The sequence below is a fragment of the Dactylosporangium sp. CA-139066 genome, from assembly GCF_050936175.1.
Taxonomy (GTDB): domain Bacteria; phylum Actinomycetota; class Actinomycetes; order Mycobacteriales; family Micromonosporaceae; genus Dactylosporangium.
This window is the reverse complement of record NZ_JBNJNH010000002.1, coordinates 1,541,722-1,557,105: the sequence shown is the minus strand read 5'-3', so window position 1 is coordinate 1,557,105 and position 15,384 is coordinate 1,541,722. Positions and strand designations below refer to the sequence as shown.

12 protein-coding genes and 1 pseudogene are annotated in these 15,384 nt (G+C 71.5%); 4 read left to right on the top strand and 9 right to left on the bottom strand.

What is annotated here, in order from left to right; genetic code table 11:
- Positions 1-27 precede the first annotated feature (27 nt).
- Genes ACQEVU_RS51945 through ssd form a run of 5 tightly spaced genes read right to left on the bottom strand, consistent with a single transcriptional unit; the run spans position 28 to position 4,016 of the window.
- Positions 28-690, bottom strand: coding sequence for a type II secretion system F family protein (locus ACQEVU_RS51945; protein ID WP_433338094.1), 663 nt, complete (start codon positions 688-690; stop codon positions 28-30).
- Complete coding sequence (locus ACQEVU_RS51940; RefSeq protein ID WP_433338092.1) at positions 690-896, bottom strand: hypothetical protein; 207 nt, start codon at positions 894-896, stop codon at positions 690-692. Before ACQEVU_RS51940 ends, ACQEVU_RS51945 begins: the two co-directional genes overlap by 1 nt.
- On the bottom strand, positions 896-1,729 hold the full coding sequence (locus ACQEVU_RS51935; protein WP_433338090.1) for a hypothetical protein: 834 nt from the start codon (positions 1,727-1,729) through the stop codon (positions 896-898). Before ACQEVU_RS51935 ends, ACQEVU_RS51940 begins: the two co-directional genes overlap by 1 nt.
- Positions 1,726-2,946: a TadA family conjugal transfer-associated ATPase gene (locus tag ACQEVU_RS51930; protein ID WP_433338088.1), complete on the bottom strand. Its 1,221-nt coding sequence runs from the start codon at positions 2,944-2,946 to the stop codon at positions 1,726-1,728. Before ACQEVU_RS51930 ends, ACQEVU_RS51935 begins: the two co-directional genes overlap by 4 nt.
- Positions 2,943-4,016, bottom strand: a complete 1,074-nt coding sequence (ssd, locus tag ACQEVU_RS51925; protein WP_433338086.1) for a septum site-determining protein Ssd — start codon at positions 4,014-4,016, stop codon at positions 2,943-2,945. Before ssd ends, ACQEVU_RS51930 begins: the two co-directional genes overlap by 4 nt.
- Before the next feature lie 692 nt (positions 4,017-4,708).
- On the opposite strand from ssd, the gene ACQEVU_RS51920 reads away from it, so the two are divergent.
- On the top strand, positions 4,709-5,542 hold the full coding sequence (locus tag ACQEVU_RS51920) for an HAD family hydrolase (protein ID WP_433338084.1): 834 nt from the start codon (positions 4,709-4,711) through the stop codon (positions 5,540-5,542).
- A gap of 267 nt (positions 5,543-5,809) precedes the next feature.
- On the opposite strand, the gene ACQEVU_RS51915 is transcribed toward ACQEVU_RS51920, so the two are convergent.
- Positions 5,810-6,550 carry an oxidoreductase gene (locus ACQEVU_RS51915; RefSeq protein ID WP_433338082.1) on the bottom strand — a complete coding sequence of 247 codons (741 nt, stop codon included), beginning with the start codon at positions 6,548-6,550 and terminating at the stop codon, positions 5,810-5,812.
- Between the two features lie 119 nt (positions 6,551-6,669).
- Between ACQEVU_RS51915 and acs the strand changes: the two genes are divergently transcribed.
- From acs to ACQEVU_RS51900, 3 genes and pseudogenes are all read left to right on the top strand, one after another.
- The gene (gene acs / locus ACQEVU_RS51910; RefSeq protein WP_433338080.1) at positions 6,670-8,634 is read left to right on the top strand and encodes an acetate--CoA ligase; all 1,965 of its coding nucleotides are present in this window, start codon (positions 6,670-6,672) and stop codon (positions 8,632-8,634) included.
- 670 nt (positions 8,635-9,304) lie between these two features.
- Positions 9,305-9,817 carry a hypothetical protein gene (locus tag ACQEVU_RS51905; RefSeq protein WP_433338078.1) on the top strand — a complete coding sequence of 171 codons (513 nt, stop codon included), beginning with the start codon at positions 9,305-9,307 and terminating at the stop codon, positions 9,815-9,817.
- A 121-nt stretch (positions 9,818-9,938) separates the two neighbouring features.
- Positions 9,939-10,160: pseudogene (locus tag ACQEVU_RS51900) on the top strand (transposase); the annotation flags it as partial.
- A 574-nt stretch (positions 10,161-10,734) separates the two neighbouring features.
- On the opposite strand, the gene ACQEVU_RS51895 reads toward ACQEVU_RS51900, so the two are convergent.
- The 3 genes from ACQEVU_RS51895 to ACQEVU_RS51885 form a co-directional block, all read right to left on the bottom strand.
- A complete protein-coding gene (locus ACQEVU_RS51895; RefSeq protein WP_433338076.1) occupies positions 10,735-12,108 on the bottom strand; it encodes a DUF1501 domain-containing protein in 1,374 nt (457 codons plus the stop codon).
- 22 nt (positions 12,109-12,130) lie between these two features.
- On the bottom strand, positions 12,131-14,080 hold the full coding sequence (locus ACQEVU_RS51890; RefSeq protein ID WP_433338074.1) for a DUF1800 domain-containing protein: 1,950 nt from the start codon (positions 14,078-14,080) through the stop codon (positions 12,131-12,133).
- 257 nt (positions 14,081-14,337) lie between these two features.
- Positions 14,338-15,375, bottom strand: coding sequence for a C45 family autoproteolytic acyltransferase/hydolase (locus ACQEVU_RS51885; protein ID WP_433338072.1), 1,038 nt, complete (start codon positions 15,373-15,375; stop codon positions 14,338-14,340).
- Between the last annotated feature and the right edge of the window lie 9 nt (positions 15,376-15,384).

Below are 15,384 nucleotides of genomic sequence, written 5' to 3'. Positions count from 1 at the left end.
GCTGCGCAGCGCAGCGGCGACGAACGTTCACAGCGTCGCCAGCGCGTTGCGAATGACGGCGACGACGATCGGAACCACGCCCGCGAGCACGAACGCGGGCAGGAAGCACAGGCCGACCGGCAGCACGGCCAGCACGCCCACGCGGCGCACCGCGGCCTCGGCGGCCGCCGCCTTCGCCGCCCGCAGGTCGGCCGCCTGACGATCGAGGGTCCGGGTCAGCGCGAGCCCATGCTCGGCGCTGCGCGCGGCCGCCCGCGCCAGCCGCGCCCCGCCCGGCAGGTCATCCAGGTGCCCCCACGCGGCATCGGGCGCGGCCCCCAGCCGCAGCGCCCGCCCGGTCCGGACCAGCCGCACCCCGACCGGCCCGCCGAGCGCCTCCCCCACCGCGATCGCGGCCCGATCTGGAGGCGCGCCGGCCCGAAGCGCCGCCGCCAGCAGATCCGCCGCGAACGGCAGGTCGGCCCGCGCCGCCGCCCGCTCCCGCCGCACCCCGGGCGCCTCGAGCCGCCGCAGCGACACCCCGCACCCGAGCGCGACGACGGCCCCGAACACCAGCCCCGGCACACCCCCGACGGCGAGCGCGACGCTCAACCCGACCAGCAGCGCCAACGGCCACCGCACCCAGCTGCTGAGCATCCCGCCGCCCGGCGCTGCGGCATCAGCGCGGCTCCCCTCACGTGGGGCGGTCATCAGCACACCTCCGCGGTGACGGTCCACGACTCGCCGTCGTCGCTGAGCGCCAGGCTCAGGCCGAACGACACGGCCAGGGGCAGGCGCAGCCCGGGGAACAGCAGGCGGACCTGAGCGATCGCCATGTACCGGGTCAGGCCGGGCGCCGACCGCTCCACCCCCAGGCCGGCCGCGATCGACACCGGCGGGCGCTGCCACGTGCTCATCAGCGCACCTCCGACGTGGCCGCCTGGACCATGCCGCTGGTCCACACGAACCCGCCGCACTGCAGCGCCACCGCCGTGACGGCGCAGGTCGCGCCGAGCGGGGTGTGGAGCAGCTGATGTACCGGATGCGTGCCCAACGCGGCGCCCACCCACAACCCGGCGGCCGGCAGCGCCAGCAGGACCGCGGCGGTCGCCTGCGCCGAGGACAGCTGGGCCGCGACCCCGCCGCGCAGGGTCTGGCCGGAGCGCAGGTCGGCGTCGACGCGGTCGAGGAGGTCGGCGAGCGGGACGCCGAGGCTCTCACTCAGCCGGTACGCCGCATCGAGCCTCGCCTGCGCCACCTCCGCCGCGGCCTCGGCCCAGATCGCCCGACGGCCGCCGGAGACGCCCGGACCGCCCGTGCGCCGAGCCGCCGCGACCCCGTCGGGGATCGTGCCGGCGCGCAGTTCCTCGGTCGCGGTGTCCACGGCGTCGAGCAGGGTGGTGACGGTGTGTTCGGCTTCCTGACGTACCAGATGACGGCGCACCGCAATGAGCGCCATCAGCGCATAGATCCCGGCGACGGCCGCCGCGACCACGCCCGCGGCCAGCAGCGCCGACCCGGTCGCGAGGCAGACGACGGCCGCGCTCGCCGTGATCGGGCGGCGCAGCAGGGCGCGGCGGCCCCGGCGGGCGAGGACGCCGGCGCGGCCCGGTCGAACCGGCGGCTTCGCGGCCGCGGCGCGCGTCACGCGGGCCAGCCGGGCGGCGGCGCGGCGGCCGCGCAGCAGATACACCATCCAGCCTGCGAACAGCGCCATCCCGGTTGCGACGGCAAGGTCGAGGGCGCTCATGACCAGCCCTTTCCCGCCGTGTACCGCCACCGCCCGTCCGGCCGCGGCGGCTCCACGCCCCGGCGTTCGAACAGCTCGTCGAGCTCGGCGGCGCCGGGTCCCGGTCCCTCGCCGCCCCGCCACGCGGTCACCACGCCGGCTGTGCGCCGCTGCGGGTCGAGGGAGATCACGCAGACCTCGGTGAGCCGCCGGTGCCCGTCCCGCTCGCGGTGCAGGTGCAGCACGACGCGCAGGGCGGAGGCGATCATGGAGTGCAGGGCCGCCCGCGGTACGCCACCCATGAGCCCCAGCGTCTCCAGCCGCGCCGGCACGTCGGCCGGCGAGTTGGCGTGCAGGGTCGCCGCGCCGCCCTCGTGGCCGGTGTTGAGCGCGCCGAGCATTTCGACGATCTCCGCGCCGCGGCACTCGCCGACGACCAGGCGGTCGGGGCGCATCCGCAGCGCCTGGCGGACCAGGTCGCGCAGCGAGACGATGCCGGCGCCCTCGACGTTGGCCAGCCGGGCCTGCAGCGATACGACGTGCGGGTGCACGGGCCGCAGTTCGGCGGCATCCTCGACGACGACCAGCCGCTCGGTGACCGGGACGGTCGACAGCAGCGACGCGAGGACCGTGGTCTTGCCGGTGCCGGTACCGCCCGTCACGAGGTACGGCAGCCGGGCCTTCACCACCGCCTTGAGCAGCTGCGCCGCGCCCGGGTCGACGGTGCCGCACGCAACGAGCTCGTCCAGCGTGAACGCGGTGCGCCGAAATGTGCGCAGCGACAGATACGGCCCGCCCAGCCCGACCGGCGGTAGCACCGCGTGCATGCGCGTCCCGTCGGGCAGCCGCACGTCGACGAACGGGCTGGCGTCGTCGAGGCGCCGCCCGGCGGTCGACGCGAGCCGCTGCGCGAGCTTGCGCACGAAGGCCGGGTCGCCGAGGGTGCCCGGCACCAGGCGCAGCCCGCCGGCGCCGCGGTCGACCCAGACGTGTCCCCCATTGACCAGCACGTCGGTCACCGACGGGTCGGCCAGCAGCGGCGTGAGCGGGCCGGCGCCGATCATCTGGCCGGTGAGATCGTCGGTGACCTCGCGCAGCGTGTTCTCGCCGAGCAGCGCCGCACCGGGCTCGGCCCGCACCGCGGCGGCCACGGCGCCCGGGGTCGCCTCGATCCCCTCCAGCGTCATCCGGGTGCGCACGCGCTCGACCAGGCCGGCGGGGCGCGGGGCGGCCCTCATGCCGCCGCTCCGTGGCCGTGGCCGAGGCCGACGTCGCCGAGGATGCGGCGGCACAGCGCGGCGAGCGGGCCGCGCCCGCCCGCGGCCGGCGGCCGGCCCCGCTCGAGGCGGCGGGCCAGGCCGCGCTCGGCGCGCACCGATCCGGCGACCGGCAGGCCCAGGGTGCTGGCGATGTGGCGGGTGCGCAGCCGGCCGGGTGCCGGCCCACGGACGACGACCTGCAGTGCGTCGGTGTGCGGCGTCAGGGTCGCGGCGACCCGGCCGGCGGCCACGCAGGCGCGCAGCTCGGCCGGCACGACGAGCAGGACCCGGTCGGCGGCCCGCAGCGCGAGCACTGCGGCGTCGTCGAGGCGGCGCGGCAGGTCGGCGACGACCAGGTCCCGGCCGCGGCGCCCGGCGTCGAGCGCGGTGGCCATGGCCTCGTGCGGCAGGCCGCCGGGCGCCCCGCGGTCGCAGGACAGCACGGCCACGCCCCCGCGGCGCGGCAGTGCGTCGACGAGCGCGGGCGGGTCGACCGCGCCGCTGGTGGACTCCAGGGCCGGCCAGCGCAGGCCGGTCACGTCCTCCCAGCCAAGGACCAGGTCGGCGCCGCCGCCGAGGGGGTCGGCGTCGACGAGCAGCGAGTTGAGGCCGACGGTACCCGCCGTCACGGCCAGCCCGGCGGCGAGCACGGTCGCCCCGGCGCCTCCGCGGCCGCCGACGACGGCGAGCACTCGGCCGCCGACCGCGGTGTCGACGGTGGCGAGGCGCAGGAACTCGTCGACGAGGTGGTGGATGCCGTCCGGGAACTGCACCACCTGGTCGGCGCCGACCGCATCGGCGAGGACGGCGAGCCGGTCCAGGGCGTACACCCGGCCGACCAGCATCACGTTGGGGCGCTCGGGCAGGCGGGCCCGCGCGCAGGCCGGCGCGGCCTCGTCGCCGATGAGGACCAGCGGTGCGCGCGGATATCGGTGGCGGGCCGCGTCGGGGCCGGGCGCCACGTCGAGCTCGAGGGCGAGCCGGGCGGCGAGGTCGATGACCTGGTCGAGCAGCGCGGGATCGTCGGAGACGAGCAATGGTCGGTGCACGGGAGGCTCCACGGTCGTGAGCGGTTCGGCAAACTGCGCTCACCTTGGCGCCGCCTGCCGGTCGGCCGCTCGCCGCCGGGGTCGAATCTGTGGATAACTCGGTGCTTGTGGATAACCTCCGCAGACGAAGTCGATCTGCTATGTAAACCCCGACAAATCGGGCCATGACGGGCGGGCGGCGGTGGGGGTACCGAATGAAAAAAGTTTGGGTGTGCACCCGGAAACCGTGAACGCTCAACAAAGCATCCGGCGTCAATGCTGAGTAACCGGACGCATAGCGACGAAAGTTGGCAGCCACCATCCAAAAGGCCATGTGGCTGAAATCCGGCAACCTGCGCGGAAAGGACCCCACAGAGGGGACGACCCCCGCCGGGGGGTGACGGGGGTCGCCGGGGGTTCGGCTCCGGGGGGGTCGAGCCGAACCCGCTCAGCGGTCACGGGGGGTGCAACCGCCGAGGGTCAATAACGGGCTTCAGTCAGGACGACATGAAACCGCGTCGCAAACATAAGCATGCCTGAGTCGACCGCCATACGTCGAGTAGGACCGGCCCGCAACACGCCCCGGACACCAATCAATATTTCAGTCTGGTGTAACTCTGACGTGACCGGTCGCGAGCCGAGCGTGATCCAGTCGGCCTTTGGACGATCTTTGGTCAAGTCAGGGCTCCACGGGGCCCCTCGCGCCGCTACACTTGCCCGCCGTGGGGCGTAGCGCCGCGTTTTTCGACCTGGACAAAACGGTGATCGCCAAGTCAAGCGCCTTGGCCTTCGGTCGACCGTTCTATCGCGACGGCTTGATCAGCCGCCGCGATGTCATCAAAACCGCCTACGCACAACTGATTTTCCGGGTCGGCGGCGGCTCCGACGAGCAGACGATGGCCAAGACCCGGGACTACCTCGCCGCACTCGTCAAAGGCTGGCGCGCCGAGCAGGTCCGCCAGATCGTGCGCGAAACGCTGGACGAGCTGATCAGCCCGTATATCTATGCCGAGGCGGCCGCGCTCATCGACGAGCACCGGGCGGCCGGCCGCGACGTGGTGCTGGTCTCGACCTCCGGCGAGGAAATGGTCCGGCCCATCGGCGAACAGCTCGGCGTCACCGACATCATCGCGACGCGAATGAACGTCGGCGACGACGGCTGCTACACCGGCGAGATCGACTTCTACGCCGCCGGGCCCAACAAGGTCGTCGCGGTCAAGGAGCTCGCCACCGAGCGCGATTACGACCTGTCGGCCTGCTACGCGTACTCCGACTCGGTCACCGACGCCGGGCTGCTCAGCCTGGTCGGGCACCCGACCGCGGTCAACCCCGACCGGGGGCTGCGCCGCGTCGCCGTCGAGCGCGGCTGGCCGGCCCTGGAGTTCCGCCACCCGATCCCGCTGAGCCGGCGCCTGCGCGAGCGGCCCGCCGTCCCGATGGCCGCGGCCGCAATCGGGCTGGGCGCGGCGTTCGCGATCGGGTTCGCGCTCTACAGCAGGTACCGCAAGGCCCGCGCGGCCCAGCTCGCCGCCGCCGCGGCTGCCTGACGCGCCCCATCCGTCACTTTCTGCTACGTGGGGGTTCCGATCGTGGCCGGCGCGGCGTAGAAATGAAGAGCGAGGTCAGGCGGGTTTTCCGCCCGGATCTCGTGCACGGCCGCCGGGCACCCACGAGCGACCAGCCGCGGTAGGCGCGTTACAGCGGATCCGCGAGGACCGCTGCAAACGGACTTGAGGTGCACGCCTGGTAACCCGGTCGGACGTGTGTGACGGCGCCTCCTCCCATCGAGGCGCCGTCCACTGTGTCCGGGCCCATCAGCCCGCGGTCGCCTTCTCGCAGATCTCGACGAGCTCCTCGGCCGCCCGCTCGGCCGCCGCCGCGTAGTGGCGCAGCCAGGATCGCAGCCCGTCGGGAGTGCCCGTGGCGAAGGCGTTGGCGGAGCCGACGTACTCCGGCTCCCGCGCCCGATGCCCCACGTCCATCGCCAGCAGGCCCCGCGGGTCCAGCCCGCCGGCGACCAGCGTCAGCCGGGCCGCGGCCCGCGCCACCACGCCGTTGGGCCCGGCGAAGGCCTTCAGGGCCAGCAATTCACCGTGTACCACAGCCGCCTGCAACAGCACCGGAGCGCTCGTGCCGCCGGCGACCAGCGCGGCCAGGCCGTCGAGGCGGGGCACCGCGGCCGGGTCGAGCGGCCGGCCCAGCTCGGCCGGGTCCACGACGTCCCGGGCGACGATGGTGTGCAGCTTGGCCAGCACCTGCCGGGGCGCGCGCGTCCAGGTGGCCGTCAGGCCGTCCAGGGCGGCCGTGGCGCGCAGCGCGCCCTGCACGACGGGGTCGGTGACCACGCCGGCGCGCACGCCCTCGAGGTCGAAGCCGTGCGTGTCGAGCGCGGCGCTGGCGACCGAGGTGCGCAGCGCGACCTCCGCGGCGACCGGGCCGCCCGAGCGGCGCAGGGCGCGGTGGCGCATGGCGGCGTCGACGGCCGCGCGGGCCTGGTCGAGGGCGGGCCCGACATCGGCAAGGTCGAGCAGGGGCGCGAGCGGATCGGATGGCACCCCAAGACGGTATCGTGCCACTACTGTGAACAAAGTTTAGAGAAGAGGTCCTTCTTTTCTGTCGTACCCCCGAACTAGCCTCATTGCGAGAGCTGGACCACATCGAGGAGCCATCACCGATGAGCGAAACCTTGGAAAACCTTCTCAACGAGACCCGGCAGTTCCCGCCGCCTGCCGAGTTCGCCGCCGCCGCCAACCTCACGGAGGGCGCATACGCCGAGGCCAGGGAGGACCGCCTCGCCTTCTGGGACCAGCAGGCGCGCCGGTTGAGCTGGGCCAAGGAGTGGGACCAGGTGCTCGACTGGTCCAACCCGCCCTTCGCGAAGTGGTTCGTCGGCGGGCAGCTCAATGTGGCGTACAACTGCCTTGACCGGCACATCGAGGCCGGCCGCGGCGACAAGGTCGCCATCCACTTCGAGGGCGAGCCCGGCGACACCCGCACCATCACCTACGCCGACCTGCACCGCTCGGTCTGCCAGGCCGCCAACGCGCTCACCGACCTGGGCGTCGTCGCGGGCGACCGCGTCGCGATCTACATGCCGATGATCCCCGAGGCCGCCGTCGCGATGCTGGCCTGCGCCCGCATCGGCGCGACGCACTCGGTCGTCTTCGGCGGCTTCTCGGCCGACGCCCTCAGCGGCCGCATCATCGACGCGAGCGCCAAGGTGGTCATCACCGCCGACGGCGGCTTCCGCCGCGGCAAGCCCAGCGGCCTCAAGGCGATCGTCGACGAGGCGCTGGTCAAGACGCCCAGCATCGAGAAGGTCCTCGTGGTGCGCCGCACCGGCCAGGACGTCGACTGGAACGCCGATCGCGACGTGTGGTGGCACGAGGCCGTCGAGACCGCCTCCGCCGAGCACACCGCCCAGCCGTTCGACGCCGAGCACCCGCTGTTCATCCTCTACACGTCGGGCACCACGGCCAAGCCCAAGGGCATCCTGCACACCACGGGCGGCTACCTGACCCAGACGAGCTTCACGCACCACGCGGTGTTCGACCTCAAGCCGGACAGCGACGTCTACTGGTGCACGGCCGACATCGGCTGGGTCACCGGCCACAGCTACATCGTCTACGGCCCGCTGTCCAACGGCGCCACCCAGGTCATGTACGAGGGCACCCCCGACACCCCGCACCGCGGACGGTTCTGGGAGATCGTGCAGAAGTACAAGGTCACGATCCTCTACACCGCCCCGACCGCGATCCGCACGTTCATGAAGTGGGGCGACGACATCCCCAAGGGCTTCGACATGTCGTCGCTGCGCCTGCTGGGCTCGGTCGGTGAGCCGATCAACCCCGAGGCCTGGATGTGGTACCGCGAACACATCGGCGGCGACCGCTGCCCCATCGTCGACACCTGGTGGCAGACCGAGACCGGCGGAATCATGATCTCCCCGCTGCCCGGCGTCACCGCCGCCAAGCCCGGCAGCGCCATGCGCCCCCTGCCCGGCATCTCCGCCGACGTCGTCGACGACCAGGGCAACTCGGTCCCCAACGGCGGCGGCGGTTACCTCGTCCTGCGCGAGCCCTGGCCGTCGATGCTCCGCACGGTCTGGGGCGACGACCAGCGCTTCATCGACACCTACTGGTCGCGCTTCGACGGCATGTACTTCGCGGGCGACGGCGCCAAGAAGGACAGCGACGGCGACCTGTGGCTCCTCGGCCGCGTCGACGACGTCATGCTGGTCTCCGGCCACAACATCTCCACCACGGAGGTCGAGTCGGCCCTGGTCAGCCACCCGAAGGTCGCCGAGGCCGCCGTCGTCGGCGCCACCGACCCGACCACGGGCCAGGCCATCGTCGCCTTCACTATCCCGCGCGGCGGCGTCGACACCGACGGCGAGGCCGGCGATGCCCTGATCCAGGAGCTGCGCAACCACGTCGCGAAGACCCTCGGCCCGATCGCCAAGCCCCGCCAGATCATGCTCGTCCCGGAGCTCCCGAAGACCCGCTCCGGCAAGATCATGCGCCGCCTGCTCCGCGACGTCGCCGAGAACCGCAGCCTGGGCGACGTCACCACCCTGCAGGACTCGACGGTCATGGACCTGATCTCGTCCGGCATGCAGTCCGGCAAGGCCGAGGACTGATCCGCGCGGCCGCGGAACCCGGCGCCACGCCGGGTTCCGCGCCGCACCGCCGCACCGCCGCACCGCCGCACCGCCGCACCGCCGCACCGCCGCACCGCCGCACCGCCGCACCGCCGCACCGCCGCACCGCCGCACCGCGTCGTGTCGCGCCACCGGGCCGAGTTCCGCCGGACCGCACCGCGCCGCCAAGCAGGGCCGCCGACCGCCGCACCGCCAGGTCCGCCTCGCCGCGACGCACCGCACGGCGGCGCCACCGGACCGCTGCACCGCCACCGCCGCGCCGAGCACCGGGCCCGGTCGCGCCACCGGGCCGAGTTCCGCCGCACTGCCGGGTCCGTACCGCCGGGTCCGCACCGCCGAGCCGGGCCGCGCCGCCGCCGCGCCCTGCCGCCGCGCCGACGCTTGCTCTGCCGAGCGGGTCCGCGCTACCGCAATGCACCGCGCCGCGCCATAGGGCCGAACCCCATCAGAGCGTCGTCGCGTCAGACCGCTCAAAGTGCGTGTTTGAGAAGTGCCCTGGTTTGCTCGCCGAGCCTGCGTAACCGTCGGCATCGATGCAACCAAAGTGGCCGAATGTCTCAGCTGTGGAGTTGCCCATCGGACCTGACCGACGAGCAGGTCTCGACCGACCTTGTCGGCCGGTTCCGCACCCGACGCTGTACCGTCCTTTGTGGCCTACTTCGCGGACCTGACGCCCTACGCGTACTTCCACAGCGACGAAGACGACGAAGACATCGTCTGGCGCGAATGGGGCGAGCTGAGCTACCGCCCGCGGTACGAGCGGCTCAACATCGGCTGGCTGGACGCGTCGCACCCGTTTGACCGAGGCCCGGTCCCGGACTGGTTCGCCGGCGCGCTGCTCGACATCATCGACGGCCCACCCGTCAACGAAACTCGAGGCCTGCACGGTTGCGAGTTCTGCCCGCCGGGCACGGGCAGCATCGCCTATCCTCGGCCGCGCCGGAACTGGCTGGCGTACTACGAGATCAGGGTGCCGGCCGGGCCCGGCGTGATGTTCGCGGCGCCAGCGCTGATCTGGCATTACGTCACCGCGCACGACTACCGGCCGCCAGCGGAGTTCGTCGAAGCGGTGCAACGCTACGACGCCAACTGGGCCACCGAGCCGAGCCCCTGGATCCCGCCCGACGCGGAGCGCGACATCTGGAACCGCACCGCCAGGTAGCCGGCGTCAGCGCGACTCGACGACCGGGTCCAGCAGGTGTGGGGCGGCGTCGCGCCCGGACTACCCGTAGCGGTCGGCGTGTCTGCGTGACTCTCGATGTTGACGCGGCCAGGGTGGCCGGATGTCCCGGCAGCGGCGCTACCCATCGGACCTGACCGACGAGCAATGGGCGCTGGTGGAGCCATTGTTATCTGCTGTGAAGCTGGGCGGCCGGCCGGAGAAACATCCACGATGATCTATTGTGGACAGTATCTTGTACGTGGTCCGGACCGGCTGCGCCTGGCGGTATCTGCCTGCCGACTTTCCGCCGTGGCAAACGGTCTCCTGGTACTTCAAGCGGTGGGAATGAGACGCTGGTGCACACCCACGACATCACCGAAGGGCTCGGCATCCGCTGGCGGCCACCTGCATCCCTCTGCAGCGCCGTGCTCGCCCGACTCTTTCCGAACGCTCCGGCCGGGGATCCGGTCCAGGTGCTTCTCTGGTCCACAGGGCGTGTGGACCTTCCTGGCCGTCCCAGACCCACCTCCTGGGTCTTGAAGGCTGCAGTCGGATAAGTTCTGCTGCCGGATACCGTCGCTCGCGCTGTCCACAAGCGGCCGCTCATGGCCGCGAAGCAGGTGCCTTGCCTATCCGTGCATAGACACCGCCGGCCACGGTGACCGCCCGGGTGACGACAGACTGCTCCTGCAACGAAACGCCAGTCTCAAGGCGATCATGCATATGCGCTGATGGGCGGGGCTCAGGGCGTACACCCGACGAAAATGCAAACAGAGAACTTGCATGTCGCCGGAGTGCGCAGCTGCAGGTTTTGAGGGGGTCCGGGTGGAGCGGAGCTCCCCCGGCATTAATAAGCACAGTACAGACAGAGGCGGCCCCCGGGACCGGGGCCGCCTCCTCAATACGCGTAGGTGGAGCTACGCGTAGATCTTCACCGGGGTATAAGTCTGGCGCGGGAAGATCTGGCCTACCTCGGCGTCCGTCAGGCCGAACCGGCCCTGCGCTACCGAACCGAACACCGAGAACATGTTGTTTTGTTCCGGCACGTCGCCGTTCACGAGCGTGTCGAGGCCGTTCCAGACGCCCAGGAGCTTGCCCGCCAGCTTCTTGCCCGACAGGACGACGACGCCGCCGCCGTGGCCGTGGTCGGTGCCGCCGCCGTTTTCGGCGACGCGGCGGCCGAACTCGCTGGAGACCATGACCGTGACGTTCGCGGCGAGGTCGGGGCCGAGGTCGTCGAAGAACGCTGCCATACCCGACGCTAGCTCGCCGAAGTGCTGGGCGACATAGCCGCCGCGGGTGCCCTGGTTCTCGTGGGTGTCCCAGCCGCCCATGCCGACTGTGGCGATGCGCACGTTGGCGCCGCCCTTGATGAGCTGGGCGAGCTCGCGGAAGGCGTTGCCGACGCCGGTGTACTTGACGTTGTTCGCCGGCGTGTAACCCTGCTGGGCGAGCTTGCTCGCGAGGGTCAGGGCGTCGATGCCGGCCTTGACCGGGGTCTCGATCGGGTGGTTGACGCCGGTGAAGAGCGCCTTGATCGCGTCGACCGTCGGCTGGCGGAACCGGCCGTCGCCGTTGACGTTGAGCGACGCGACGCTGTTGAGCGCGAGCGCGCCGCCGCCGCCGACGAGGGAGCGGGGCAGGGTCGAGCCGATGCCGATCGCCCGGAACGCGGTGCCGGGGCCGAGCTTGTCGGCCAGGTTGGTGAGCCAGCCCATGCCGCCGGTCTCGGCCGGCAGGCCGCCGAGCTGGCAGATGTCGGTCGCGGCGAAGTGGCTGCGGTCCAGGCGGCGGTCGCTGACGCCCGGGATGAAGGCGAGCTGGCCGGCGTCGAGGTACTTCTTGAGCGGCGCGAACGACTCGTTGAGGCCGAAGCCGCGGTCGAGCGGGATCGACGTGCTGGTCGGCAGCGTAAAGCTCGGCCGGACCCGGTTGAGCACCGCGTCGTCCATCGGGGCGAAGAGCGACAGGGCGTCGGCGCCGCCGTAGAGGAACACGTGGATGAGCGTGCCGGTCGGGGTGGCCGCGAAGGACGCCTGCGTCGTCAGGAACTGGCTGGTCGCCAGCGCCGTCGTGGTGGCCGCCGCGCCGACGAAGAACCGGCGCCGGGTCACGCCCCGGCCGTCCTCCTGTGCGTCCTCTTCGCGCGCCAGGTCGAGGTACCGATCCCGGACGCCCTTCTGCTCTTCCTGCACCGCGACCGCTTCGGCCCGAAGCGCGGCCTCGAACCGGTTCGGACCGAGCCGCAGCAGGTCCGGGCACTCCGGGTGGAGCGACTTCTGCTTTCGCACTGGCTTCTCCATGGTGTGCCGCCTACCGCAGGTGGTGGTGGGGAGTGGCGAAGATCGCGCGTACGACCGCGGCGATGGCGCCGTTGAACGTCGCGTCGACCGGGGTGCTGGCGGTCGTCGTCGGGCTGACGATGTGCAGGATCGCGGTCTTGCGATCGTTGTCGAGCGTCACGTTGATGAGCTTCTTGGTGAGCGCGTCGAGGTAGGCGCCCGCGGTGGTCGGCGGGTTGGCGATGAGCGCCTCGGGCTTCTGCCAGGTGAACTGGCGCCGGCCACCGGTGATGGCGTTGTACGCGTCGTTCCACTGGTTGACCATGGTGCCGGCCGAGGTCCAGGCGACGTACACGTCCGGGTACCCGTTCGGCGTCGGCAGCTCCATCGGCGCGTGCCCGAACTCCTCGAGCTTGCGCATGATGTCGCCGAGGCCATGGACCATCGGGCTCATGTTCGTGTTGTTCGACGTGAACCCGGCCGGCGCGTCCGCGCCGATGTCGAGCGCCCGATAGGTGGCGGTGAGGTACTCGCCAGGCCGGCGCACCTTCTGCCCGACGGACTCCCAGAACTCGGTCCGCGACAGCATCGTCATGATGACGGCCGGGATGTTGCTCTTCTTGTCGAGGTACGTCTTGGCCATCGCGTCGACGAGGGTCTTCGGCGGCACGTCGGACACGAACCGGGTGGCCAGGTTCTGCGCCATGTAGCGGGCGGTGTTCGGGTGCAGCGCGATGTACCGGAAGTACGCCTCCTGCACCGCCTCGCCGCCCGCGGCGTCGCCGTTCGGGTGCGAGAAGCCCATGATCTTCACGGGGCCGACGTAGTGCTGCTCGGGCCGGTACACGTACTGGTTGTCGCGGATGCTCCGCCCGGTCTGCAGCATGGCGGCCTGGCGCACGTCGGTCTCGTTGTACCCGTTGAACGCGCCGACCGTGTACAGCTCGAGGTTCTCGCGGGCCAGGTTCTCGTTGATCCGGTCCTTCGTCGAGTCCTGCTGGTCGAGGTAGCGCAGCAGCGCCGGGTGCTTGTTCGCGGCCACGAACATGTCGACGTAGTTGCCCAGCGCGTGCTTGCGGATGACGTCGCGCTCGAAGGCGGCGCGGGTCAGCTCGTTGCCGTCGTGGAACGCGGCCACGTGCAGGTAGTCGTCGAAGAAGTCGACCATCATCTCGAAGAGCTGGCGGTCGGAGAACAGCTGCTTGGCGATGGCGTACCGGACGTTCTGGTCGTCGGCGCGGATGCCCTTCTTGTCCAGGTCGTCGCGCTGCGCCTTGAGCTGCTCGTACGTCATGTTCCAGGTGACGAGCTCGGCGTCGGCCTTCTGCTCGCCGCGGGTCAGCGGGATGGTCTCCGGCTTGAGCTGCTTGTCGATCCAGCCGTTGATGCCCAGCTTGTTGATGTCGCTGATGACCTTGGTGTTCGGCCCGAACGTGAGCCGGCTGGCCAGGTGGCGGACCGGGTCCTTCTTCGGCAGCACGGTGCTGGCCTTGACGACGGCGTTCTTGGCGGCGTCGGCGGGGGTGCCGAACGAGGAGCCGGTCGTCGGGGTGTTCTTGCGGATGGCCAGCCCGGCGTTGCCGTTCATGAGGCTCTGGTTCTGGTCCACGTACGCCGGCGGGGCCGTGTCGGCGGCCGCGGCCTCGGCGTCGGCGGCGCCGTCCGGGTGGGTGCCCTTGCCGAAGAACTGGGTGACGGCGTACGCCCCGCCGCCGATCAGCGCGGCGGCACCGCCACCGATGGCGATCATCGCGGCGCGGCGGCGCCAGCTGGACGGCTCGTCGTCGTAGTCGTCGTCATCGTCGAGGTCGGGCAGCGGCCCGCGACCCCGCGGCGTGGCGGCCGGGTCGTAGAAGTGCGGACCGGAGCCGCCGCGATCGGCGCGCATCGAACCGTAACCCTGCCGGTCGTATCGACCGGTCTGGTCCGCGTAGCCGGACTCGTAGTACGAGTCGCCGTACGGGTCGTAACGCTCGTTCATCTACAGATCCCGATCAGACGATGGAGGGCTCGCGTGTCGTTAGCGGAAGGTAGTGGCTGCTCAGGAGCCGTTCAACCCACGACTGAAGCGCTCTGATCAGGACTTAAGACAACATCGGTGACCCAAGGTCACCCGGCTTGGAACGGGCTGGCGAAACACCCGTCCGAGCTGCTGAAACGCATGTAACAGGGGACCGCCGAAACCGATATCAGCACAGATACATTTAAGGCTGTGTTACAACTCGTCCGGCGCCCGGTTCAGTCCGTTTTGTCCAGCCAAACGTCGTAGTATTCGCCGGCCGTGCACGGCGGCCCGGCGGCGATCGACATGCGGCGTTCGTCCAGGTCCATGACGAGCGAGTAGAGCGACTCGGTTCGATCGGCTTCAGGGGCGTCGGGCTCGTCGTGGCGGCAGATCGACTGCGGGTGCCCGCCGTGGTCGCGCAGCACCTGCTTGATCCGCTCCTCGCCTGGGCCTTCCCCGAGCAGGCGGCGCGCCCGGGCGGCTCGAAAGAACGACGAGCCGCCGAACGACTTGAGCGTGTCGATCGACGACAGCGCGGTCTCGAAGTGGTTGGCGTGCGTGAGCACCCCGTCGACCGGGTGCAGGAAGCCGACGTCGTCGGGCGCGACCTCCAGGTCGATCACCTCGCCCGGAGCGCCGGCCTGCCCCAGCAGGAGGTTGATGCTGGCGCCGCGCGGCGTACCGCAGACGGCCTTAATCGCCGCCCCGAGGTGGCGGGCGTCCAGCGCGGCGCGCAGCAGCACGTGATAGGGCGCGCCGCCGTCGCGGCGGTCGCGCTTCGAGCCGAGCATGTTGACGCAGACGCCGAGCCCGGCATCGTTGAGCCCGGCCTTGGCGAGCATGCCGGCCTCGGTCAGCGCGAGCGCCCGGCGCCCGAGCTCGTCGGTGGTGTCCAGGAGCAGCGCATAGGGTCGCTGGTCGGGATGCCAGTCCCAGTTCTGCGCGAGCAGCGTCTGCTCGCCGAGCACGCCGATCGCGGTGCACTCGTGCGGCTGCTCGCTGTAGATGAGCTCGGTGCGGCCGTTGAGCGCATAGATCTCGTCGACGTGGACACCGGATCCCTCGGCGACCCCGTCCAGCATATCGGCGACGCGCGGCGCATATCGATGCGATGCCTCGCGGAACAGCGATCCGTAATGACGCGCGTACGATGTGTCGAAAGGGAACCGGGCCAGGTAGTTGGCGGTGTTCGCGACGATGAGATCGACGGCGGCCGCACCGTACGCGACGCCGCACTCACGCGGCGTGCCGGAGACGGTGACCAGCGGCAACGGGGGGTG

What these genes read in the sequence shown, in the direction of transcription:
- ACQEVU_RS51890 (WP_433338074.1), bottom strand. Translation starts at nt 14,080, where the DNA reads ATGAACGAGCGTTACGACCCGTACGGCGACTCGTACTACGAGTCCGGC.
- ACQEVU_RS51945 (WP_433338094.1), bottom strand. Translation starts at nt 690, where the DNA reads ATGACCGCCCCACGTGAGGGGAGCCGCGCTGATGCCGCAGCGCCGGGC.
- ACQEVU_RS51930 (WP_433338088.1), bottom strand. Translation starts at nt 2,946, where the DNA reads ATGAGGGCCGCCCCGCGCCCCGCCGGCCTGGTCGAGCGCGTGCGCACC.
- acs (WP_433338080.1), top strand. Translation starts at nt 6,670, where the DNA reads ATGAGCGAAACCTTGGAAAACCTTCTCAACGAGACCCGGCAGTTCCCG.
- ACQEVU_RS51940 (WP_433338092.1), bottom strand. Translation starts at nt 896, where the DNA reads ATGAGCACGTGGCAGCGCCCGCCGGTGTCGATCGCGGCCGGCCTGGGG.
- ACQEVU_RS51935 (WP_433338090.1), bottom strand. Translation starts at nt 1,729, where the DNA reads ATGAGCGCCCTCGACCTTGCCGTCGCAACCGGGATGGCGCTGTTCGCA.